Below are 22377 nucleotides of genomic sequence, written 5' to 3'. Positions count from 1 at the left end.
GTTTGATTCAAGTTAGAGAAGATGAGAGGTTTAATCCCTTTTTCCGCTCTCTAAAAGCTAAAGAGACAGATCAAGGAATTGAATTGAGCGCTTGTACTATTTATCACAGGTATGAAGGGGAATTAGTTACAGGTGAGCTTCCAGCAGCCTTGATAAAGCTAGATGCGGATGAAGAAAACAGATATTCAGTGCTGTATGATCTTTATATAACAATGGATGAGAAAAAGAACCACTCTTTCCATTTAGACAAAAGTTACATGTCACCTGATCAAATGCCGTGCTATGCCGGATCCGACTATCTCGTTTTAACTCTATTAAGTATCAGAGTAGGTGTTGAAGGTGAAAGGGATGGATATATAAATGCTTTTACAGAAAGGGTGATTGAAGATGAAGGAACTGATACCCAACGTAAATAGAGGAGCCGCTCCTACAAAATCGCTAGAAGAAAGATTGAAAGAAGCGGAAAAAACACTTCAAGAAATAAGAGAAGAAATAAAGATACAGGAGGAGATAACACATGAGTAATGAAATGACAAAAGAACAGCTGCAAACAGAGCTGAGGGCGACACAGTTAAAAGTTATCAGTTTGAGCGAGTTACTTAATGAAGCGAACAATAAATTTGCAGAAGTGAGAGCGACATATACGATGTTGTCAGAAGAACATAAGAAGCTTAAAGAAGCTTTATTAAATCAACAAGGAAATGACACAAACGCAAACGCTGAGTAGGCGTTTTTATTTTGCCTTCTTTAAGGAGGTGATTAAAGAAATGGAGGAAACGATAGTGTTTATAAACTTTGAAACTTTGGATCTTGCAAGAACATATCTATTCGGCGGAGTGAAATTTCTGGACTTGCTTTTGCTGCTAAGTGTTATTGATGTGCTTACTGGTATCATCAAAGCGTGGAAATTTGGGAAGTTGCGCAGTCGCACGGCTTGGTTCGGTTACGTGCGAAAAATGCTTAGTTTTGTTGTCGTGATTGTGGCTAACATCATTGATCAGATTATGGGTTTAAATGGAGTGCTGACCTTTGGGACAGTGCTTTTTTATATTGCAAACGAAGGTCTTTCGATCGTAGAAAACCTTGCACAGATCGGCGTTAAAATTCCGGCTGCAATCACTGACAGGTTGCATGTGATTGAAAAGGATAGTCAAAAAGGAGAATCGGAAAAGAAAGCTGCTGAGTAATCGGCGGCTTTCTTTTAATACTAAAAACAATTTTAAGGAGTAGATGAACAATGGTGAAAGTCATTAAAGACTTCATTCCGAGAAGTAATAAGAACCGCCCAGGCAACTATATGAAGCCTTTATATATTACTGTCCATAACACCGCTAACACAGCCAAAGGTGCGAACGCATCGAGTCACGCTAATTTTGTGAAGCGTCCAAACACGGCGGTGAGCTGGCACTTCACTGTGGATGAAAATTGTATCTATCAACATTTGCCGTTGAATGAAAACGGTTGGCACGCAGGAGACGGCAGAGGAACGGGAAATATGAAATCGATTGGTATTGAAATTTGTGAAAATGCAGACGGCAATTTTGAGAAGGCGGTCGAAAATGCTCAATGGTTGATTCGCCAGCTGATGACAGAGCAAGGTATTTCATTTGCTAATGTTGTACCGCATAAGCATTGGAGTGGAAAAGAATGTCCCCGCAAACTGCTTAATCGTTGGGACAGTTTCAAAGCCGGTATTGCCATTGCTCACACAAGTAAAAAGCCAACTGTTAAACCAACAAAAGCAGCACCATCCAAAACAGCAGCTTCCAAGCCTGTTAAAAAGTCATATTGCTTGCCAGCAGGCATTTTAAAAGTTACAAAGCCTCTTACGAAGGGAGCGGGAGTAAAAGCCGTACAGCAAGCCCTAGCGGCAGTTTACTACTACCCGGACAAAGGAGCAAAAAATAATGGCGTTGATGGTTACTACGGACCAAAAACAGCGGATGCGGTCAAGCGGTTCCAATTAATGCATGGGCTTGCTACTGATGGCATATACGGACCTAAGACTAAAGTTAAACTTGAATCATTATTAAAATAATAAATAAGCCTCTCTGAATTCAGAGAGGCTTATTTATTGTCTTTTTTTAAATTTTTTATATTATCGATTGGAAGTTCATCATACTCTACATGTCTTGGATCGAAGTCTTTATTTTTAGGTGGTATGGCGTGATTTAGTACTGTTCTTGAAGTCAAAAAAATGTTTTCTTTATCTGGTTGTTTATCAGTCGTTGATTTTTTATTAACCACTGTATCTTTCCACCAACTGTCCTTGTCTGCCACTTTCTCCCCGCCTTTTTTATATCATTAAAAGAATGATTTGTTTAAAGAAATATACTAAAACTATACCAATTATTGATATGTATATTTTTTCTGTTCCTTTTTTGAAAAGTTTAGCTTTAGTATCATTAGCCATACTGTTTTTCTCGACAACAGCATGGTATGCAGATGTTAAAAGCAACTGAAGCTCATCTTTGCCACGTTTGGCGCTCTTCTCTAGATTTAATGAATTAAATCCATCTAACCCAAGTGACTCATATTGATATGTTTTTAATACATTTATTAAGTGCTTAAATGCAATCAATTGCATAATTGCAGGGAAAATGAATAGTAGAGCTATTATAACAAAACATAACATCTCAACTGGACTGTTCGCTTTCTTGAAAAAAGAAAAATCCAGTGCTGTTGCGTAAAAGCCTATTAATGCTCCTAAAAGTGCAATAAGAACTCCTGCTCTTGTTTCGATATCTCTCTTTCTATTAGCTTCAGCATCATATTCTCTAGTTATAGTTGAAAGTAGAATTTCAGAGCTAGGGTATACATTTTCAGTTTCGGCTGCTGTTGCTAATTCTTCTTGATCTTCACCTGAATTTGTCGTTTCTTCATTTGACATTTTATAATCCTTTCATCTCAATTATTTCCTTTATTTTAAATAATAAGGTTAATAATTACAAGAAAATATTTACTGCTAAGGATTATTTTTTGTAATAACTATAGACATTAGTCTATAGTTATAGTATAATAAATATAGGAGGTGAGGAAATGCTAGACAACATGATAAAAGTCCTTCAAATCATCTTTTACGTTGCATCTATAGCGTGGATTGCCCAACAATCGCACGACGCAAACAAAGATAATAAGAAGGACTAACACTGGGGAAGCGAGTTAATCGCTCGCTTCTCAATATAATTATAACCAGTCTAGCATATAATATGAACCAAAAACAATTGATCTTCTTTATGATCCTCTTGAGCGCAGCTTCAATTGTAACGCGTTCAATATGGACAAATACTTTCACAACGGTAATCATGGCCGCTTTAATACTTGCAACGCTTTTTGTAATCATCAAAGATGTAGTAAGGAGCAGATAACATGGAATATAATTTGAAGAACCGGCAGCAGGTTGAGGACTTTATTCAAAATGAGGTCCTCACCTCATCTGAAGCACAGGAAATTTTAAACGTTAACAAACAGCGCATGAGTAAATTGCATACAGATGGTCGAGTAAGCACGATAAAAAAAGTGGGGAAAACTGTTCTATTCTTAAAGTCAGATATTGAGCAGTTAAAAAAAGAATTGGAAGAAGGAAGAAAGAAATATCGGCCATTTGAATAAATACAGTGGGTCTTACTATTGCCAACTATATAAAAAAGAAGTTTAATGATTTCCTTACGTTTTATAGGGCATTCTAAAGGGAATATCAATTATGGATCGTTTTTCTTTAAGGCATCTTTTAATTTTTGAGATCAAAGTGTTTACAAATATTTCTTGAGAAATTATGCTAATTAGAGTAATATTCATTTAAGGTCAAAGAAAAAAATAAAAGGTGCTATGTTATAAGATGAGTAGTCGGAACGTTGTAGGTTACCATGGAACATTTGAAGAGCATTTAGACAGTATATTATCTGATGGATTTAAGCCTGAAAAACGGAAAAATCATTGGTTAGGGCAGGGGACATATTTTTATACAGATAAGAAACTTGCTCATTGGTGGATTAGTAAAAATTCACAAACAGATCCATTAAAACAAAAGATAAAGAGCAATCCAGTTATAATTAAAGCAAATATCGAAGAAAAAGCAGATAAATTTTTAGATTTAGACTCACCAGAAGGTGTAGATTATTTTTACGAATGTATTAAAAACTATTCTTCCGCTATAAAAAAGCTTTATTTAACTGATAATGAAGATATTAATCGTTGCGCAATAATTGATTTCTTGACAAGAGTTTATAAATGGAATGTAATAATAATGACATTCGAAAAAAACACTCACAAACCATCGTACGGAAAAATTGATACAATAACTTTCGATTCCAAAGTGATCCCATTAAATGTTCATTATAAAGAGACTCAAGTTTGTATAAAAGACGAAAAATGTATTAAATCCAAAGAAATTGAATATCCTACAAAAGAGTATAGTTACCCTAAAAAGATTCGGTTTGATTATGCTAATAATTAGGGAGTGATTAATTATGAATAAGGATGTAAATTCAATTATTAAAGAAGTAGCAGAACTGTATGGTTTAACTTATGATGAGAACAAAACAGAACATGCGATTTTAAGTTCGGACGGCAGTGTGAAGACTATTGACGATGCAGAATTTTTCAAGGCTATTGGATTACCCAAACGAATTGAAACTAAATGGGCTTCTGTACCAGGACATAATAGGTTGCGATGGTCTAATTACAAACCAATAAATTATGTTCTTAGTGAAGAGAGCAATGAATATAAGGTTAAAAATGAGAAGGTAGTTGCATAACAAGAGGTGTAATGAAAATGCAAGGTATTATAACATTTCATGGTTTTAAATTAGATATGATGAGTTATGAAAGAAGCGATCAATATGATGGACAAGACAATATGGAATTGTCACCTGATTTCATGCTTTATCGCATTGAAAATGATTTGGACTCTTCTTTTTTTAATATAGTACTAGGAGTAAGAATAGGTGGGGAAGACAGTGATCTGCCATTTAATGCTGAGGCTGTAGTCAGGGGATATTTTAGCTTTAATAGTGAAGAAAGCCTAGATTACAATATAGATGATTTGCAAAAATTCACACTTGTTAATGGTAGTTCAATTTTATTCCCATACTTAAGATCTATTCTTACGGATATCACTAGCAAGAGCAATCATAATCCTGTGATTCTCCCTACAATTAATTTTACTAAGTTTATAGAGGAAAGAGATTTAGAAGAAATGATTTTAAGTAGTGAATATTATGAAGAAATGGAAGAAGCCCACAGTAGGTGAGGCTTCTTTTTATTTAAACCGCCATTCTCTTTTCTCTTTATCCCATGTGAGCTCTTTTCGAGATATTAGATTTTTAACGGCTTTTCTTATAGATGCTTCATCTTTACCCGTTTTCCTTTTCAGATTCTCCATTGTGGGGTTATTGCGGAAACGGCTCATATTATAAATGATTCGATAAATTTTTCTTTCGAGATCAGTCATATCAACATCACCAAGAATAGTTTATCAGAATGTTTGTTCGGTGTGCAAGTGTGGTGTATAATTAGAATATACGGTTTACCCGCGGAAACGGGATATGAAAAATTCGTATATTTCAATGATTAACTTCTTCTTAATATTACTCACAACTTGGCCGCCCAAAAGGACGGCTTTTTTTGACCACTGACCACATAAATGACCACATTTGATCTAAAAGTTTGCGAAAGTTAGCGAACGTATATTCTTGTTCGTGATTATTAAAATTTTTGTTCATACTGGTTGCGAAGGTCGAAAAATGTTGACGAGGAAGATGATTAATACGAGTCATGTGGAATGTGTGGCAAGTCTAGTGATCACTCAGTAATTTATTTAAACATCCCGATTTCGTGAAAAACATCGATATCGGGATATTTTTATTTTCATTTGCCCTACCAGCACCATAAAAACAATATTTTCAACCCGTATTTCATCACTAAAATTACTTTTTTGCAATTTTGCCCGGTTCATATTAAAGTATATAATGATAAAAATTGCTGAAAGAATTTATAGATGGACATGCCCTTTAGGCGCTATGTCATGAGAGGAATTGGATGAAAGATGAGTAAAAATTTCTGGCGTGATTTACCACGGCCATTTTTTATATTAGCACCAATGGAAGAAGTGACAGATGTTGTGTTTCGTCATGTTGTGAGTGAGGCGGCGAGACCGGATGTGTTTTTCACAGAGTTTACGAATAGTGAGAGCTATTGCCATCCTGATGGCATTCAAAGTGTGAAAGGCCGTTTAACGTTTACGGAGGATGAACAGCCGATTGTTGCTCATATTTGGGGAGACAAACCTGAAAACTTTAGACAAATGAGCATTGGAATGGCGGAATTAGGATTTCAGGGGCTGGATATTAATATGGGTTGTCCTGTACCGAATGTGACACAAAACGGGAAGGGCAGCGGATTAATTCTTCGTCCTGACGTTGCGGCAGAGCTGATTCAAGCTGCGAAAGCAGGTGGATTACCTGTCAGTGTGAAAACAAGACTTGGCTTTACAGAGGTTGATGAATGGCGCGGATGGCTCAGACACATATTGGAGCAAGACATTGTGAATTTATCGATTCACCTTCGCACAAGAAAGGAAATGAGCCAAGTGGATGCGCATTGGGAGCTCATTCCAGAGATTAAAAAGCTTCGTGATGAAGTAGCACCTGATACCCTTTTGACCATTAATGGTGATATTCCTGATCGACAAACGGGCTTAAAGCTCGCTGAGCAATATGGAATAGACGGAGTGATGATTGGGCGTGGGATTTTCCATAACCCATTTGCCTTTGAAAAAGAGCCGAAGGAACATACGAGTGATGAATTCCTAGGTCTTTTAAGATTACATCTTGATCTCCATGATCAATACTCCTCATTAGGTCTGCGTCCGTTCAAGGCGCTTCACCGCTTCTTTAAGATTTATGTCAAAGGATTCCGAGGAGCAAGTTTCCTAAGAAATCAATTAATGAACACATCATCAACAGATGAAGTGCGTGCGATGCTTGATGAATTTGAAGCGAGAAATAAAGAACAATCATGATGAAAAAAGAGGAGGGAGAGCCCTTCTCTTTTTTCTTTGTAATAGGACTATTAAACTAGTTTAAATAAATGGTAAGATGAGATAGAAATGACATTTGGAGGTATTTATATTGAAACCATTCTGGGATAAAGACAGAGAAAGCGATGAAACATTTAAGAAAATCAATGAGAAAGGAATTGCAAAAGCTGAAAAGAAGCTAGGCGTCATCCTGCCGGATACATATAAGAAACTGATCCTTGAACAAAATGGCGGATACACCCTTCATAACGCCTATCCGACGGATCAGCCGAATGGGTGGGCAGAGGATCATGTGTCATTTGATCATTTAAGAGGAATTGCCAAAGGTGAAGGCATTTTGGATAGTGATTATTTAATAGAAGAATGGGAATTGCCTGAGGGGCTTGTGCTCATTTGTGGGGATGGGCACACGTGGATTGCGCTGGATTATAGAGAAACAAAGGAGCATCCGCCAATTCATTACTTTGATCTAGAATATGAGACGGATTTCAAATTAGCGGATTCGTTTGATGAACTGCTTGAGGGGCATTATACTGCTGAATAACATTAAGCAGTCATCACTTATTTCAGAAAAATATTTTGGTGTTTTTTGAGAGAGACAAAAGAGTCTCTCTTTTTTGTGAAGCAATATTCAACCTTTCACCATTTGACTCCAAAAATGTGTGCTTGTTATTTTTAATTCCTATTATTCAATTGGTTCCATTTCCACTCACTAAATTTCCTGACGATAATATCTGCCACAATATAAAATGGCAGAAAGCTTGAGTTGTCCACTTTGTTATACAAGGGAAACGGGGTGCTGCTTACATAGATGTTAAACATGGCATTTTGTGCAAGGAAGTTATTTCTCAATGTGGTCATACTGATAAATTTGATATGTCTCGTTTTCATCAGTTGAATGATTTCATCTAAATTCTTCGATTCTCCTGATAAAGAAATAATAAATAAAAGGTCATCCTCACCAAATTCAACGATTCCATCTGTTAAGTCTCGCTTACTTCGTAAAACTTGAGATTTCTTATGCAGCGACCATAACTGTCGTTGTACATCATTGGCCAAATCGAGCTGTGCTGTTCCTGTACCATAAATATAAATATACGGTGCGCGATCAATCAGTTGATTTAATTGATGAAAGTCCAACTGCTCCATATATTTCCTTGTCTGCTGGATATCTTGATCGAGCAGCTTCATTAAATCTTGTGTTGTTTCTTCAGTATGATTATTCAATTTCACATAAGACTTTAAGTCACTGTAGCCGTCGAAGCCTATTTTCTTGGCAAGCCGATGGATGGATGAGATGGAAGTATGAGCATAACGGGCAAGGTCCTGAATTTTCATGGTCTTCATTTCTTCAAGGTGATCGTGAATCGTTTTAATAATGTGCAGGTCATTCTTATTTAAATCTTCGAAGTATTCATTTACCAGCTTGTCCAATATCATGCGATGTGCCCTCCAACATGAAAATATTTTCTTCCTGTGAAAATATAATCTAATGTTACAACTTGATTTCTAAATACGTCAAACCTATTGGTTTTTGTAAGCGCTGCCTTTACAGTGGTCTTATGGATCAAACAAAGGGGTTATGCTTATGAATGCAATCAAGCGATTTGGCAGTGCTATGGTAGTTCCAGTCCTTTTATTCGCGTTTTTTGGTATTGTTGTAGGTCTTGCGACTTTATGTAAGAATCCAGCGATTATGGGGGAAATGGCCGCAGAAGGTACGATGTGGTATAAGGTTTGGGCACTGATTGAAAGCGGGGGATGGACGATTTTCAATCATATGGAGCTGGCATTTGTGATTGGCTTGCCGATCTCACTTGCAAAAAAAGCGCAAGCACGTGCTACGCTCGCAGCTTTGATGATTTATCTTGTGTTTAACAATTATATTCATGCTATTTTGACACTTTGGCCGTCTACTTTTGGTGTTGATTTATCGCAAGGAGTCGAGAACGTAGCAGGAGTAAAAGAAATTGCGGGTATACCTACACTGGATACAAGTATCATTGGTGCGGTGATGATATCTGGAATCGTCATTTGGATCCATAATCGTTTTTATGATCAAAAACTGCCTGAAATGCTCGGGATTTTCCAGGGGCTTGTCTTTGTTGTCATCATCGGATTCTTTGTGATGATTCCTATTGCTTTTATCGTGGCTTTTGTATGGCCTTATGTTCAGCAGGGAATTCAATCTCTCCAAGGGTTCATGTCACAGTCTGGTTATATTGGTGTCTGGCTGTTTCATTTCTTGGAAAGGGTGTTAATTCCCACAGGACTTCACCATTTTATTTATACACCTTTTGAGTTTGGTCCAGCGGCTGTAAATGGAGGGTTAAAACCATATTGGATTGCTCACTTAAATGAATTTGCGACCTCAACTTCCAATTTGAAGGATCTTTATCCATACGGATTTTTACTGCATGGAAATATAAAGATGTTCGGCTGTTTAGGGATAGCTCTAGCCATGTATTTTTCTACCCCGAAAGAAAACAGAAAAAAGGTTCTGGCATTGGTATTACCCGCCACATTAACAGCGGTATTTGCCGGAATTACAGAACCACTTGAATTTACATTTCTATTTCTCGCGCCTTATTTATTTGTCATACATGCACTTCTTGGAGCCACCATGGTGACAATCATGAATATGTTTGGTGTTGTCGGAATGATGGGTTCCGGGCTTATTGAAATAGCTGCATTGAACTGGATTCCGCTCTCTTCAAATCATGGAGGGATTTATCTGATCCAAGCAATGATTGGACTTCTATTTACAGCATTGTATTTTGTCATATTTAGATGGATGATTGTAAAATTTGATATTCCATTACCAGGACGAAAACATGAGGAGGAGACGAGGCTATATACAAAACAAGATTATGAGAATGCTCATAAAAAAGCTCATGACAAAAAGGAAGCGCCCGTTTATGCGTCTGAGTATGAAGAGAAAGCCGTTTATTTCTTAGAAGGCCTTGGCGGTAAAGAAAACATTAAAGATGTGACAAACTGTGCCACGCGTCTGCGTATTACAGTGATTGACCCTAGCTTGGTGAAAGATAGGGAATACTTTACAAAAAATAAACGGGCACATGGAATGGCTAAGAGTGGTCAAAGCATTCAAATCATTGTTGGCTTAAGTGTACCGCAAGTAAGAGAGTCCTTTGAGACAAAACTTTCATTAGATTGAAAAAGGAGCTGGATATCATGAAAAAAACATTTAATATTACTATTGCTGGAGGCGGAAGTACATTTACGCCAGGGATCATTTTGATGCTGTTAGACTATCTAGAGGAGTTCCCAATTCATACAATTAAACTCTATGATAATGATGAATCTAGACAAAAGACGATTGCAGATGCATGTGAGATTATGTTAAAAGAACGAGCACCAGAAGTGCGATTACTGGCAAGCACGGACCCAGAAGAAGCTTTCACTCAAGTCGATTTTGTGATGGCACATATCCGTGTCGGCAAATATGCAATGCGTGAATTAGATGAGAAAATTCCATTGAAGCATGGAGTCGTCGGACAGGAAACATGCGGTCCAGGTGGAATAGCTTATGGAATGCGGTCCATTCCAGGTGTATTAGAACTTGTCGATTATATGGAAAAATACTCACCTGAAGCTTGGATGTTAAACTATTCTAATCCTGCAGCGATAGTAGCAGAGGCAACTCGTAAGCTAAGACCGAATTCCAAAATTTTAAACATATGTGATATGCCAATTGGCATCGAAGAATTGATTGCAAAGAATTTAGGCTTATCTTCACGAAAAGAACTGGAAGTAGATTACTATGGTTTGAATCATTTTGGCTGGTGGACAGATATTCGAGATAAAAAAGGAAATAGCTTAATGCCTGAGGTCATTCAGCATGTAAGCCAGCATGGTTATGCAACAGATGGAACATCTGAACTAGAACAGCAGAAGAGCTGGAACAGCACATTAAAAAAGGCCAAAGATATTCAAGCACTTGATCCAAAAACAGTACCGAATACGTATTTGAAATACTATCTATTTCCAGATGAAGAAGTGGCACATGCAAATATAGCGTTCACACGTGCCAATGAAGTGATGGAGGGGCGAGAAGCCTTTGTTTTTAGTGAATGTCAGACCATCATTGATAAAGGAACTGCAAAGGAAACAAAGCTGACCATTGATGAACATGCTTCTTATATCGTTGATTTGGCAAGAGCCATTGCTTTTAATAAAAAGGAACGGATGCTAATGATTGTAGAGAACAATGGCGCAATCATGAACTTTGACCCAACAGCCATGGTCGAAATTCCTTGTATCGTTGGCAGCAGCGGTCCAGAAAAATTAGTGGTTGGAGAAATTCCTAGATTTCAAAAAAGTCTCATGGAGCAGCAAGTTGGCGTAGAAAAATTAGTAGTAGAAGCATTTGAAGAAAGCTCCTATCAAAAACTATGGCAGGCCATCACATTATCGAAAACGGTGCCGAGTGCTAAAGTAGCAAAAGATATTTTAGACGACTTAATTGTGGCAAATCAAGCATTTTGGCCAGAGTTAACATAACATGAGAATAAGCAATATGGGCGTGATAGCGCTCATATTGCTTATTTGTTTTTTCAATTGATGTATTGTGATGGAGACGAAAAGACCCCCTTACCAAAAGGGGGCTCCATTTTCTTACTCTGCACTCTCCTCAACCTCACGGCTATCTTCTGTTTCACCAATATAAATTGGGCCGTTTGCGTGATCGACTCGGATTGGCCATTCGTATGGGACTTGCAGGCGTCTGGCGATGGCTCTCCAAAATTTTGTGGAATCGAGTTCGAATTCTTGGAAGTCTTTTAATAATTCTTTGTAAGATGAGCCATCAAATTGAATGTACATGTCTTGCAGACGCATGAATGCGACATGTCTCACTTCTAGTGCTGCCGCAGCTTCCATTTCTTCTTCTGTTGCTTCTCCGATGATTGTACCTGCGGGCGGAAGCATGTCGTATACGTTGAATTCCTCTTCTTCTTCGTGTGCTGCATTGTGCTGTTGATCTGACATTTTTCTTCACTCCTTCTAGTTTTCAATCAAAACTTTATTCCGTGCTTACTTCTATTATCGGAAGGAAATGTGAAATGTGGAATGAAAAGAGGAGCAGATCCACAACACTTGCTTTTTTCTCTTGAATCATCTATGATCAATTACAGATATAAAAGGTCTATAATAGATAGAAAGGAGCTTCCTCATGAAATATTCTAAAGCGACCAACTATGCGCTGCATACGATGGTGTTTTTAACTCTTGCGCCAAAGGGCAAAGCGATTGGTGTTGAGCCTCTTGCTAAGATGCAAGATCTTTCACCTACCTATTTATCCAAAATTTTAACAAAGCTTGTGAAGGCGGGATTGATTGAATCAACGCCTGGTGCAAAGGGAGGATACACCATTATCAAACGAAAGGAAGACATTTCGTTTTTAGATGTCATTCAGGCTGTAGAAGGACAAACGAATTTATTTCGCTGTTCCTTAGAGCATGAGTCTTTAATGTCTCACGATGGTTGTTTGATTGAACAAGTCATGCAGGATGTTGAAACAAAAATGCAAGAAACCCTCAGTCAAAAACGTTTAATTGATATTGCGAACCAAATTGAGCAGACAGAAAAAAATCCATTTCTCAAGATGTGATTTTTTTGAACCTATTATAGATATAAAGAGTCTTTAAAGTCTTTAATAAAAAGGAGAGATTCACATGTTAATAGATTGTGCCATTATCGGAGGCGGACCAGCTGGATTAAATGCAGCACTTGTTGTGGGAAGGGGCAGAAAACAGGTCATCGTGTTTGATGACGAGCAGCCAAGAAATCGAGTGACACAGGAATCACATGGTTTTATTACAAACGATGGAATGACACCGTTTGAGATTAGAAAAGCGGGAGAGGCAGATCTTCAGACATATCCTAATATCCAAATGAAACGAAGTAGAATTGTTGATATACAAAAGAAAGAGGACCGCTTTACGTTACTGACACAAGAGGGGGATACGGTTGAATCAAAAAAAATCATATTGGCAACAGGACTTCAGGATATGTTACCAGAGATCAAAGGGTTTCATGATGTGTATGGAAAGACGTTGTTTAGCTGTCCTTTCTGTGATGGATGGGAATTAAAGGACAAGGCACTTGCGCTCATTGCAGAGAATCAACGTGCCTTGCATATGGCTAAGCTTCTTTCCAATTGGACAAAGGATTTGATCGTGTTGACGAATGGACAACAAGTGTTAGCTGAAGAGGAAAGGGTACTTCTTTCGGCGTATTCTATACAAGTCATTGATGTGCCAATTGTGTCGATCGAAAATGACAATGGGCAGCTGTGCTCTCTTCAACTTGCGAATGGGGAGAGAGTAAAAAGAGAAGGCGGGTTTGTAGCAAGTGATTTCAAGCAGTCAGCCCCATTTGCCGAAAAGCTTGGCTGTCAAATGACGAAGAATGCGGGTATTGAAACAGATATCCTTGGACGCACATCCGTCAGCGGTGTATTTGCATGTGGTGATAATTTAGGCGGTCCTGCTCAGCTAGTTCTTGCAGCAGCAGCTGGCAGTCAGGCAGGAATGGGCGTGATTCATGAGCTTGTACAAGAGGCGTTTCAAGAAAAAGAAAAAACATCTCTATGAAAAGAGATGTTCAAAGATGAGCGGTTTTTCGTTTTGATAGGACGTGAGCTGTCCATTCGAAAAGAGCGTAAATGACAAAGAAGATGATGATCCAGCTGCTGGCATCGACCCATACATTGGTGACATGAATGATGTTCGCCTGATCAAGTCCAGCCTGAATCCACATCGTGATCAATGCTGTGAGAAACACGTGTAAAAGCCATTTTGATTTTTTCAATTGGTCACACCTCCATCTCTTTCCATCATATAAGAAATGACAGTTCATTTCCAATTGTTTTTCCATATGCTTCAATATTAAAATAAGAAATAAAACCAATGGAAGGACATTATATGAGCGATCAAATAGATATGTTTTTAAAAAATAATTTTCCTGATCTTTTACTAACGCCATCACTTTTTTACCAATGGCCCTTTGGACTTCGGTTTGAAGTGGCAGATTGGTCGATAGAAAAGGAAGCGGACGTGTTAGAGAAAGCAGGGGATCGTGCTTTTGAGATTGTGAAATATGCTTTTCATCCAGGGGACGACATACTGCTTGTGACAGATGTGTATACAAAACATGCACATGAATTAACGAAACGTAAGCTCCTTGTCTATCAAAAATATGTCCACCGGCAAGTGCGTAACCGATTACGTCACGAGCCTTTGACCTATGTACGACCAGAACTAGAAGAAGCACTGAAATTAGAGAGATTTACACTCAATTGCCAGCTGCAAGATATTCGATTGCGCCCGCTTCTCCATGCCATGTGCCAAGAGGATTTCTATGCACCGAATCAAATCATGAAAGGAAAGCTTGATTATGAAATTTATCTCATCAATTTATCGAAACAGATGATTTTTCACTTATATGATGATCGAGGCTGTGATCTCATTGCGGCAGATCCTGAACGCCTACGCCCACTCTATGAAGGCTTACCGCACTGGCTATTAGACTATGATCGCGCTCAGATGGACAGGCTGTTTGCAGGTAAATAAGAAAACCGCACTTTCAACAAGTGCGGTGTTCCTTTTTAAGCTTCTACTGTATTGAAAAACTGAGGCAAATACTCTTTGTGTGCTTCTAGCATTTCATCTAGGATGCTTTTTGCGATGGCATCTGATGGGACAAGCGGGTTGATGGTCATTGCCACAAGTGCTGTGTTGTAATCGCCTGTAACGGCAGCTTCTGCGGCTACACGTTCAAAGGATTTAATTTGAGAAATCAGTCCTTTCACAGCGACCGGCATTTCACCAACAGCGATTGGTTTTGGGCCGTCTTTTGTGATGACACAGTTCAGTTCAACCGCAGAATCATTTGGAATGTCGCTGATGGCGCCATTATTGATCGTGTTCACAGGCTGAATGTCATGCTTGTCGTTATAAATCGAAGCAATCAAGTTACAAGCTGCATCACTGTAGTAGGCACCGCCTCGTTTTTCAAGCTGTGGCGGCTTGATATCAAGATCAGGGTCTTTGTAAAGCTCGAACAGGTCATTTTCTAGTGTACGAACGACTTCTGCACGAGTCCCTTCGTTCGCTGCTGCTTTCTTTTCTTCAGCCAGCATATCACTTGTTTTGTAGTAGTAGCGGTGGTACGGACAAGGAATCACGCCAAGACCTTTTAAGAAATCTGCATCCCACGGGATTGCTTGAATGTTGTTCATCGACATCGTGGAGTTTGGATCTGCCATATCTTCGATGACTTGATCCATGATGCTTTTGCCATCTAAGAACACGTTGAGTCCAAATACCATATGGTTTAATCCAGCAAAGCTGACTTCGACTCTGCTTGCATCTACATCCAGGCCTTTGGCGATACCCATGCGAATGCCGATTGGCACGTTACATAGGCCAACGACTTTGCGGTGGTTTGAATAGCGAAGAACTGCTTCTGTGACCATACCGGCAGGGTTCGTGAAATTCACTAGCCATGCGTCAGGGCATAATTCTTCAATATCTTTGACAATATCAAGAATGACAGGAATGGTGCGCAGCCCTTTGAATAAGCCGCCTGGACCATTTGTTTCCTGACCAATGACATCATATTTTAAAGGAATGCGTTCATCCTTCATGCGTGCTTCAAGCAGTCCGACACGGAATTGAGTTGTGACAAAATCAGCTCCTGCAAGCGCTTTCTTACGGTCTAATGTTAAATGGACGTCGATTGGAAGTCCTGCTTTTTTGACCATTCGTTTTGCCAGGTCTCCAACGATCTCAAGCTTTTCTTTTCCTGCTTCAATATCGACGAGCCAAAGTTCGCTAATCTGAAATTCATCGTACCGTTTAATGAATCCTTCCACAAGCTCTGGTGTATAGCTTGATCCTCCGCCAATTGTGACAACCTTTAATCCTTTTGCCATGTTCTGCACCTCCGAATAATGTAACGCCCAATGTTATAATAGAGTGGAGCCAATTCTTATTCTTTTGTTTGTACATCTATAGCTTATCGTGAGAGTATCTAGCGCGTAAATGACTTCAGCGTCTTTAGGCAAGGGTGTCTCATTTAGAGATTTGTTACATAGGAGAAACACCTTGTGACATATTGTTGGAGAAAGGGGAAGTCAGATGTTTTCAAGTGAGGTCATTTCCAGCTTTAATGAACTAGAAAGCGCTTTATACCGATACATCATGGAAAACAGTGAAAAGGTCGTGTATATGAGAATTCGGGACTTAGCAGATGCTGCTCATATTTCCACCTCGTCTGTCCTTCGCTTTTGCCGAAAAGTGAATTGTGAAGGCTTTTCAGAGTTTAAAGTAAAGCTCAAAATGTATTTAGAATCAGAGCAAACACCTTCTTTGAAAAGCACCCAGCATTTTCTATATGAATTTATAGAACGAACACTCAAAGGGGACTTTGAGGAGAAAATCAAAGAGGCAGCAAGGCTCATTGCCGAAGCAAAAAATGTGCTGTTTATCGGGACTGGCAGCTCTGGCATTTTGGCGCAGTATGGGGCAAGGTACTTTTCGAGTCTTGAGAAATTTTCATTTTACATCAATGATCCGTTTTTCCCGATGAATATGCAGTATTTAGACAATAGTGTCACCATTGTGCTGTCTGTAACAGGGGAGAACCGTATTACGATTGATCATATTTCGAAGTTAAAACGAGAAGGAAGCACAATCATTAGTATTACAAACAATCAGCACTGCACGATTTCGCGAATTTCTGATTTAAATATTGCCTATTACGTCACAGATGAACGAGTGCACAGAGCCAATATCACCACACAAACACCGGTCGTGTATATATTAGAAACAATGGCCCGTGAGATGTTTGCGATGTTAAAAGAAAAGTAAAAGAGCCGCTGCATTAAACAGCCGCTCTTTTTTTCTGTCTCATAAAAGCGAGGATGGCAATACCGGAACAGACGAGCACAAACAGACCGCCTAACAAATACACAAACCGCGCTCCGAATGCATCTGCGATGACCCCAACAAAGAATATAGATAAACCGACAGATACTGAAGAAAGGACGTAGTGAGCGGAATACACCTTTGATAAATCATGGACTGGTGTTTCCGTTTGAAGAATGGTTTGCTGCGAAACATCCCGGATTTGATAGGCAGGTCCCATCAAAATACAAAGCAATAGAGCAAGCCACGGAAGGCTGTTCAGTGCAAAAAGAATGGTCAGGACTGCATAGATGAATGAACCTGCTGCCATAAAGAGGAGCAGCTGCTTTTGAATGAAACGACTCATCCACGCAGCCAAGAGCCCACCTATAATGGCGCCAGTATAATAAGCAGCATTGATAAAGCCCCACCAATCCTCACTTTCCTTTAAATCGTGTGTGACAAAGGCAAGCGTAATAGCCCCGATCCAAACAGCACCTGCTATATTTTCACAAACATCCATAAAGGTCAGGGTGCGAATCGTTTTATTTGTCCAAATAATCGCCCAGCCATCCTTGAAACTGTTCATCTTATTTGCTTTTCGATCTATGTCTTCTTGCTTGAGAAGAGGAAAAACAGGGATGAAAAACAAATAAGACAACACAATCATGAGACAAGTAATCCCCAGTAAATAAAATGGCCCAATCCACAAGACGAGCATTCCAGTAAACGAATAGCCGGCGATTTGAACCATTTGATGAAAAATGGAGGCTGTACTGTTCGCTTTCACAAGCTGATTTGCTGGCACAAGCATTGGCATGATGGCCTGTAATAAAGGACTGATGAATCCGCCTGTCATCGAAATCAACATGAGCGCACCAAACATCCAGACCATATGCTGCTGAAAGAAATGAAATTGGGATGTAAACACGATGAGCATCACAAGACGTAAAAGTGGGACCCATTTCAATAGACGATAGGTTTGAAAGCGATCTGTCAAAACAGGGGAGATGAGCCCAGCTAATAGCTGGCATAGCGTTCTTATTAGCGGAAATAGAGCCGCATAGGCAACAGATTGTGTATCTTGATAGATCACAAACGTGATCGTCATCACAAAAAGAATATCACTTAGCATGAGAAGGCTTTTACTGCCTGTATAAAACCAAAACTTGTTTCCCATATCAAACCGGCTCCTTTTCAAAAACAAGTTCAGTATAGCATGGGGATGAAGTGCCCAGAGGCTTTGCATTGAAAAATACATCTTAAGGATGAGATGATTGTGATAAGCTAAATGAAAGACACCGTAAGGAAAGGGGTTCAATCTAGTGAGAAAATTACCGGCACATGATTTTTTGGACAAGCTCGGCATCCCATATGACATCAAAACATTTTCTTCCGAAACAGAAAAAGGTGCAGCAAATGTAGCGGCAGCCCTTGGTTTTCGTGAAAGACAAATGATCAAAACATTGATCTTTGAAACAGGGGAAGGGGAGCAGCTGCTTGTGATGGTTGGCGCTGACCAGCATATCAAATCAGGAAAACTAAAGAAAGCGGCCGGCTCCCGTAATATCAAAATGGCTGCACCGGACACGGTTCTTGAAGTGACGGGCTATCGAATTGGTTCGATTCCGCCATTTTGCTGGCAGCCTGAAGGCTTCCGCACGATGATCGAAGCTTCGCTATTAGAAGAAGAGGTATTAGGAGTTGGAGCGGGCGAATGGGGAAATGAAATACTGATAACACCAGAACGATTAGTCAAAGCGGCCAAGGCTTTACCGTTTGATATTGTTCAGCCATCTGAATAGAGAAAGTGCCTGTTTCTTCAGCAGGCACTTTTTTAATTTGTTGCAGGAGTTGTAAACGGATCAATGTCTTTCATTTGCAGGAAGGCATTCACCGTCTTATTTTCTTCAAGATCATTCGCTCGTTTGCAGATAACAACAGGTCTGACGATTTCAATTCCTTCAATGTACACGCGCCCAATTTCTTTCCGTTCGAGACTTTTGTGAACAGCATCACGTGGAACAAGGGTGATGCCATAGCCTGCTTTGATCATTTGAATCGCTTCATGGACACCGCTGAATTGTAAATCAACGGTCGGTTTTTTAATTCCTTTAGAGGTAAAGAGAGAAAAGAGCTTTTCTCTTGTGGAACTGCCTTCTTCGCGCATTAAAAAAGGTTCATGGCTCAGGCGTTCAAGCGGGACGGTTTTTCCGTTCAATGGATGGTCCGCTGGGACAATAAAATCATAGCTTAAATGAGTCAAATGGGAGATGAGAATCTCCTCGTGGTGCAAATCTTCAATCACAGCGATGGCCACATCTGATTGATATTGAAGCAGGCTCTCTATGACTTGAGCGGAGTTTCCACTTTTCAATTCAATTTCTGTCTGTGGTGATGCTGTTTTAAAAGCAGCAAGCCAATCAGGCAGCAAAAAGTTGAGCGGTACGTAGGTAGAAGCGATTCGGAGTCTCCCTTTTTTTCCGCTTTGTAATAGTGTGATCTGATATTCTACTTCCTTTTCAGCTTCAAACACTTGCCGGGCGTAAGGATACAGAATTTTCCCCATCTCCGTGAGTGTAATTCCCCGGCCATTACGTTTAAAAAGGCGAAAACCGATCTCTCGTTCAATGCTCCTTAATTGAGCCGTCACAGCTGGCTGTGTCAATGCTAACACGTCTGCCGTTTGTGTGACGCTTTTTGTCTCTGCGACCTTTGCAAAAATTCGGAGGGCATGTAAATTCATTTTTGCACCACCTATCAATTATTTTGATGATTAAATCAAAAACATTCATTAGATTTATTATAAGGCATCCCTTATCGTAAAGGTAGCGAAGGAGGCAGGGAAAAATGGACCGTCGTCAAAAGCAAGTCGTCTCAATCTCGCTCATCACAGCGTTTGCACTTATTGGAGATTCAATGCTTTATGTTGTTCTTCCGATCTATTGGAGAGAGGTTGGTTTATCATCGATTTGGGAGGTCGGATTACTGCTGTCGATCAATCGATTCATTCGCATCCCTCTAACGCCTGTTGTTTGGTGGCTATACCGATATGTGCCAATGAAGACTGGCGTATTGATTGCTATCTTGATCGCCTCAGTGACAACGATACTATATGGTGTCAGCGGTTTTTGGCTGCTGCTGATCTGCCGCTGCGTATGGGGATTGGCATGGACTTTACTTCGTATGAGTGGAATGCGGTTGATTGCTGAAATGGATGAAGGCTCACAAGGCCATTTGACGGGTCTTTATAACGGGCTTTACCGCCTTGGCAGTTTATTCGGCATGTTATTTGGCGGCCTATTCGCAAGCTTCATCGGCTTCCAATCCATGACGCTCATCTTTGGTTTACTCACATTGCTAGGCTGCATTTTTTATGTGTCTTTGGATGATATTGAAAAGGGGCAAGGTAAAGAAGTGTATCTAGGCATTAAACAGAAGTGGTTTGCACGAGATGTAGTAAAAGTACTGCTGACTGGTATGCTTGTAGCACTAGTGATACAAGGTTTATTTGCTTCAACGCTAAGTCATGTGATTGAAGCAAAGATCGGTCATGGTGAATTTGCTCTTTTCGGTTATGTCATAGGCGCATCTGCTTTAAGTGGAGGGATTCAAGCGATCAGATGGGGATGGGAACCATTTGTCGCACCGAGAACAGGCAGATGGTTTGACAGGCTTGTGCTCAAGGAACGAATGCTTTGCTGGATGTTTCTTTCGTTTGGAGGTCTCAGTATTCTTGCAGTCATGCTGAAGGTAAGTGGCTGGTTTCTTGTTATGTTGCTTTTGATCCAGCTGCTGTCAACGATCCTAACGACGATGACAGATACGCTTGCTTTTCAAAAAGCCTCTACTCAAACAGATAAGAACCGCTTCCTTGCAAGCTATTCCTTCGTTCAAGATATTGGTGCTGCTTTAGGACCTTTGTGCGGGTATACGATGATTCAATTTTTTGGATCGAGCAGCGTCTTCTGGCTGATGATCATCATAAGCTTACTGCTTTTAAGCATGTGGGCGGTAGGCGGCCGGCTACATGTCTCTTCTGATGCAGCGTAAAAAGTTTACGCTTTACGATGTTGATGTCAGCATATGCAAAAGCTGATATAAGTAATAAACTGCCTCATGCAGCTGAACGCAAGAGGCAGTGATATTCTCTTAATCTATGTCTGAATCGTATGCTTTTTGCGTCAGCTGGCTGACGACCTCTTTTAAGCCATTTGGTTTATGGAATTCAACAGGTGTGCTTCCTTTTTCGAATACGATTTGGTCTGCTTCAACCAGCACGACATATCGATTGTTGACCTTCGCAATATGGATTGAGTGGCCAAAGTCTGCTAGAAGACCTTTGATTTCCGTTTCCCCTAGACGCATTTTCATCGTGATATCAGGGGTTTGTTCAACAATGTGTGAAGCTGCTAACGTAACCTGTTCTGTATCAAGTCGTTCCCTGATCTCTCGTTTCTCACTCGCTTCCCATATTTCAAGGTCCTCTTCAAATTGTTTTAATTCTTCACTTTCATCCTGTAATGTTTCAAATACTTGTTCCTGCACCATATTCATGACCTGTGATTTCATGATTTCAGGCATTGATTCTCCGTATTCGACGAATTTTAGAAAGTCCTCAAAATAACGGGCGTGTGAGGACTGGTGAATTTTCACTTCTGCTTCCTCTGTCATGCCCTCTTCTGGCATAAACGGATATTGAATTGATTTCATGTTTTTGGTTGTAATGGCCATTTCGACTTTTCGAATCAAGGTAGATGTATCGGCGATAGAAGCGACTTTCTGTTCAAAATCGCATTTCATGATAAAGACAAAGGAGTCATCGAAATACTTTTTAGGAACCGCAGACGCAACTAAAAAAACGCCGCCTCTGACAGCACTTGTATCTAAATACGTGCGAACAAACTGTTCACTGCACTCATTAAATACTTCTTTTGAATCAGCAAATCTTGTCTGATGAAATAAATTATAGTTTGGATTTGAATCGAGCTCATGGCCCGGTTCTACAATGAAACGGCCAATTTTGGTCGGTACTTGTTCAGATTTAGGGTGTCTGTCCACTTTTCTTTTGACGATTTTTTTCAGCTCTCCGTCTAAAAAGTCCTTCAGCTCACTTTGTTCAAATTCCTCTTGGTCTAATGTTTGATAATGTTTAAATCGTTTATTTGCTTGTTCATCTTTGCCTTCGACTTCAACGACAAAGAATGATAGAAAACGCATCGTAAAATCCATTGATTGGTCACCACTTTTTCTTCTTCGGATAAGTTGAGTATAGAAAAAGGAGTGAAAATCGTCAACGAATGGAGAAATATCGTGTCATTATTTCCCGAGAAATGTTTATTGAAAAACACTTGATAATAATTATCATTCTTGATAGAATGATAAAAGAAAAGAAGGAACCTGCCA

General features: G+C 39.6%; 27 protein-coding genes and 1 pseudogene. 18 read left to right on the top strand and 10 right to left on the bottom strand.

The genetic code is table 11. The features are described from left to right. Positions 1 to 2 precede the first annotated feature (2 nt). From R0K30_RS09645 to R0K30_RS09630, 4 genes are all read left to right on the top strand, one after another. Positions 3 to 416: a hypothetical protein gene (locus tag R0K30_RS09645; RefSeq protein WP_230031729.1), complete on the top strand. Its 414-nt coding sequence runs from the start codon at positions 3 to 5 to the stop codon at positions 414 to 416. Positions 417 to 517: 101 nt separating this feature from the next. After that, positions 518 to 727, top strand: a complete 210-nt coding sequence (locus R0K30_RS09640; RefSeq protein ID WP_230031728.1) for a hypothetical protein — start codon at positions 518 to 520, stop codon at positions 725 to 727. Between the two features lie 40 nt (positions 728 to 767). Further along, complete coding sequence (locus tag R0K30_RS09635; protein ID WP_230031727.1) at positions 768 to 1187, top strand: phage holin family protein; 420 nt, start codon at positions 768 to 770, stop codon at positions 1185 to 1187. A gap of 50 nt (positions 1188 to 1237) precedes the next feature. Beyond that, a complete protein-coding gene (locus tag R0K30_RS09630) occupies positions 1238 to 2038 on the top strand; it encodes a peptidoglycan recognition protein family protein (protein WP_410610361.1) in 801 nt (266 codons plus the stop codon). 29 nt (positions 2039 to 2067) lie between these two features. Here the strand turns inward: R0K30_RS09630 and R0K30_RS09625 are convergent, their stop codons facing one another. Both R0K30_RS09625 and R0K30_RS09620 read right to left on the bottom strand, forming a co-directional pair. Continuing rightward, on the bottom strand, positions 2068 to 2280 hold the full coding sequence (locus tag R0K30_RS09625) for a hypothetical protein (protein ID WP_410610359.1): 213 nt from the start codon (positions 2278 to 2280) through the stop codon (positions 2068 to 2070). A gap of 16 nt (positions 2281 to 2296) precedes the next feature. Then, positions 2297 to 2890 (bottom strand): hypothetical protein, encoded by a 594-nt coding sequence (locus R0K30_RS09620; protein ID WP_410610357.1) that lies wholly within the window; start codon positions 2888 to 2890, stop codon positions 2297 to 2299. Positions 2891 to 3369: 479 nt separating this feature from the next. Between R0K30_RS09620 and R0K30_RS09615 the strand changes: the two genes are divergently transcribed. From R0K30_RS09615 to R0K30_RS09600, 4 genes are all read left to right on the top strand, one after another. Then, complete coding sequence (locus tag R0K30_RS09615; RefSeq protein ID WP_410610355.1) at positions 3370 to 3612, top strand: helix-turn-helix domain-containing protein; 243 nt, start codon at positions 3370 to 3372, stop codon at positions 3610 to 3612. Positions 3613 to 3838: 226 nt separating this feature from the next. After that, positions 3839 to 4456 (top strand): hypothetical protein, encoded by a 618-nt coding sequence (locus R0K30_RS09610; protein WP_410610353.1) that lies wholly within the window; start codon positions 3839 to 3841, stop codon positions 4454 to 4456. A gap of 13 nt (positions 4457 to 4469) precedes the next feature. Then, positions 4470 to 4757: a hypothetical protein gene (locus R0K30_RS09605; protein ID WP_099663596.1), complete on the top strand. Its 288-nt coding sequence runs from the start codon at positions 4470 to 4472 to the stop codon at positions 4755 to 4757. Between the two features lie 17 nt (positions 4758 to 4774). Further along, positions 4775 to 5251 carry a protein-export chaperone SecB gene (locus tag R0K30_RS09600; RefSeq protein WP_268452788.1) on the top strand — a complete coding sequence of 159 codons (477 nt, stop codon included), beginning with the start codon at positions 4775 to 4777 and terminating at the stop codon, positions 5249 to 5251. A gap of 9 nt (positions 5252 to 5260) precedes the next feature. On the opposite strand, the gene R0K30_RS09595 is transcribed toward R0K30_RS09600, so the two are convergent. Further along, on the bottom strand, positions 5261 to 5452 hold the full coding sequence (locus R0K30_RS09595; RefSeq protein WP_410610351.1) for a hypothetical protein: 192 nt from the start codon (positions 5450 to 5452) through the stop codon (positions 5261 to 5263). A 594-nt stretch (positions 5453 to 6046) separates the two neighbouring features. On the opposite strand from R0K30_RS09595, the gene R0K30_RS09590 reads away from it, so the two are divergent. Continuing rightward, positions 6047 to 7021 carry a tRNA dihydrouridine synthase gene (locus tag R0K30_RS09590; RefSeq protein ID WP_256499377.1) on the top strand — a complete coding sequence of 325 codons (975 nt, stop codon included), beginning with the start codon at positions 6047 to 6049 and terminating at the stop codon, positions 7019 to 7021. A 109-nt stretch (positions 7022 to 7130) separates the two neighbouring features. Then, a pseudogene (locus R0K30_RS09585) lies at positions 7131 to 7580 on the top strand (SMI1/KNR4 family protein); the annotation flags it as partial. 134 nt (positions 7581 to 7714) lie between these two features. Here R0K30_RS09585 and R0K30_RS09580 read toward each other — a convergent pair. Continuing rightward, positions 7715 to 8479 (bottom strand): MurR/RpiR family transcriptional regulator, encoded by a 765-nt coding sequence (locus R0K30_RS09580; protein WP_410610348.1) that lies wholly within the window; start codon positions 8477 to 8479, stop codon positions 7715 to 7717. 148 nt (positions 8480 to 8627) lie between these two features. Here R0K30_RS09580 and R0K30_RS09575 point away from each other — a divergent pair, with 148 nt between their 5' ends. Then, a complete protein-coding gene (locus R0K30_RS09575; protein ID WP_367308183.1) occupies positions 8628 to 10217 on the top strand; it encodes an alpha-glucoside-specific PTS transporter subunit IIBC in 1590 nt (529 codons plus the stop codon). 17 nt (positions 10218 to 10234) lie between these two features. Beyond that, on the top strand, positions 10235 to 11563 hold the full coding sequence (locus tag R0K30_RS09570) for a 6-phospho-alpha-glucosidase (protein ID WP_268254903.1): 1329 nt from the start codon (positions 10235 to 10237) through the stop codon (positions 11561 to 11563). Between the two features lie 114 nt (positions 11564 to 11677). Here R0K30_RS09570 and R0K30_RS09565 read toward each other — a convergent pair whose 3' ends face one another. Next, positions 11678 to 12049: a hypothetical protein gene (locus tag R0K30_RS09565; RefSeq protein ID WP_099727344.1), complete on the bottom strand. Its 372-nt coding sequence runs from the start codon at positions 12047 to 12049 to the stop codon at positions 11678 to 11680. Between the two features lie 184 nt (positions 12050 to 12233). Between R0K30_RS09565 and R0K30_RS09560 the strand changes: the two genes are divergently transcribed. Together R0K30_RS09560 and R0K30_RS09555 are read left to right on the top strand one after the other, a co-directional pair. Then, on the top strand, positions 12234 to 12671 hold the full coding sequence (locus R0K30_RS09560; RefSeq protein ID WP_410610345.1) for an Rrf2 family transcriptional regulator: 438 nt from the start codon (positions 12234 to 12236) through the stop codon (positions 12669 to 12671). Between the two features lie 64 nt (positions 12672 to 12735). Further along, positions 12736 to 13656 carry an NAD(P)/FAD-dependent oxidoreductase gene (locus R0K30_RS09555; protein WP_410610343.1) on the top strand — a complete coding sequence of 307 codons (921 nt, stop codon included), beginning with the start codon at positions 12736 to 12738 and terminating at the stop codon, positions 13654 to 13656. A 10-nt stretch (positions 13657 to 13666) separates the two neighbouring features. Here the strand turns inward: R0K30_RS09555 and R0K30_RS09550 are convergent, their stop codons facing one another. Then, positions 13667 to 13873, bottom strand: coding sequence for a hypothetical protein (locus tag R0K30_RS09550; protein ID WP_410610342.1), 207 nt, complete (start codon positions 13871 to 13873; stop codon positions 13667 to 13669). Positions 13874 to 13986: 113 nt separating this feature from the next. Here R0K30_RS09550 and R0K30_RS09545 point away from each other — a divergent pair, with 113 nt between their 5' ends. After that, on the top strand, positions 13987 to 14634 hold the full coding sequence (locus tag R0K30_RS09545; RefSeq protein ID WP_410610340.1) for a DUF3885 domain-containing protein: 648 nt from the start codon (positions 13987 to 13989) through the stop codon (positions 14632 to 14634). Between the two features lie 35 nt (positions 14635 to 14669). On the opposite strand, the gene R0K30_RS09540 is transcribed toward R0K30_RS09545, so the two are convergent. Further along, positions 14670 to 15998 (bottom strand): 6-phospho-beta-glucosidase, encoded by a 1329-nt coding sequence (locus R0K30_RS09540; RefSeq protein ID WP_410610338.1) that lies wholly within the window; start codon positions 15996 to 15998, stop codon positions 14670 to 14672. A gap of 205 nt (positions 15999 to 16203) precedes the next feature. Between R0K30_RS09540 and R0K30_RS09535 the strand changes: the two genes are divergently transcribed. After that, positions 16204 to 16935 (top strand): MurR/RpiR family transcriptional regulator, encoded by a 732-nt coding sequence (locus R0K30_RS09535; RefSeq protein WP_099727339.1) that lies wholly within the window; start codon positions 16204 to 16206, stop codon positions 16933 to 16935. 13 nt (positions 16936 to 16948) lie between these two features. On the opposite strand, the gene R0K30_RS09530 is transcribed toward R0K30_RS09535, so the two are convergent. Beyond that, a complete protein-coding gene (locus tag R0K30_RS09530) occupies positions 16949 to 18151 on the bottom strand; it encodes an MFS transporter (protein ID WP_410610335.1) in 1203 nt (400 codons plus the stop codon). 145 nt (positions 18152 to 18296) lie between these two features. Here R0K30_RS09530 and R0K30_RS09525 point away from each other — a divergent pair, with 145 nt between their 5' ends. Then, positions 18297 to 18776: an aminoacyl-tRNA deacylase gene (locus tag R0K30_RS09525; RefSeq protein WP_099727337.1), complete on the top strand. Its 480-nt coding sequence runs from the start codon at positions 18297 to 18299 to the stop codon at positions 18774 to 18776. A gap of 32 nt (positions 18777 to 18808) precedes the next feature. Here the strand turns inward: R0K30_RS09525 and R0K30_RS09520 are convergent, their stop codons facing one another. Beyond that, on the bottom strand, positions 18809 to 19717 hold the full coding sequence (locus tag R0K30_RS09520; RefSeq protein ID WP_099727336.1) for a LysR family transcriptional regulator: 909 nt from the start codon (positions 19715 to 19717) through the stop codon (positions 18809 to 18811). 104 nt (positions 19718 to 19821) lie between these two features. Between R0K30_RS09520 and R0K30_RS09515 the strand changes: the two genes are divergently transcribed. Next, entirely contained in the window at positions 19822 to 21024 is a 1203-nt protein-coding gene (locus tag R0K30_RS09515; protein ID WP_099727335.1) for an MFS transporter, read from the top strand. 99 nt (positions 21025 to 21123) lie between these two features. On the opposite strand, the gene R0K30_RS09510 is transcribed toward R0K30_RS09515, so the two are convergent. Then, positions 21124 to 22203 carry a DUF3900 domain-containing protein gene (locus tag R0K30_RS09510; protein WP_099727334.1) on the bottom strand — a complete coding sequence of 360 codons (1080 nt, stop codon included), beginning with the start codon at positions 22201 to 22203 and terminating at the stop codon, positions 21124 to 21126. Positions 22204 to 22377: the final 174 nt, after the last annotated feature.

Origin of the sequence: Bacillus sp. SIMBA_154 (assembly GCF_046536015.1) — a bacterium.
GTDB classification, from domain to species: Bacteria; Bacillota; Bacilli; order Bacillales; family Bacillaceae; genus Bacillus; species Bacillus pumilus_P.
Note: the sequence above shows the minus strand (reverse complement) of the source record. Positions and strands in the feature narration are given on the sequence as shown.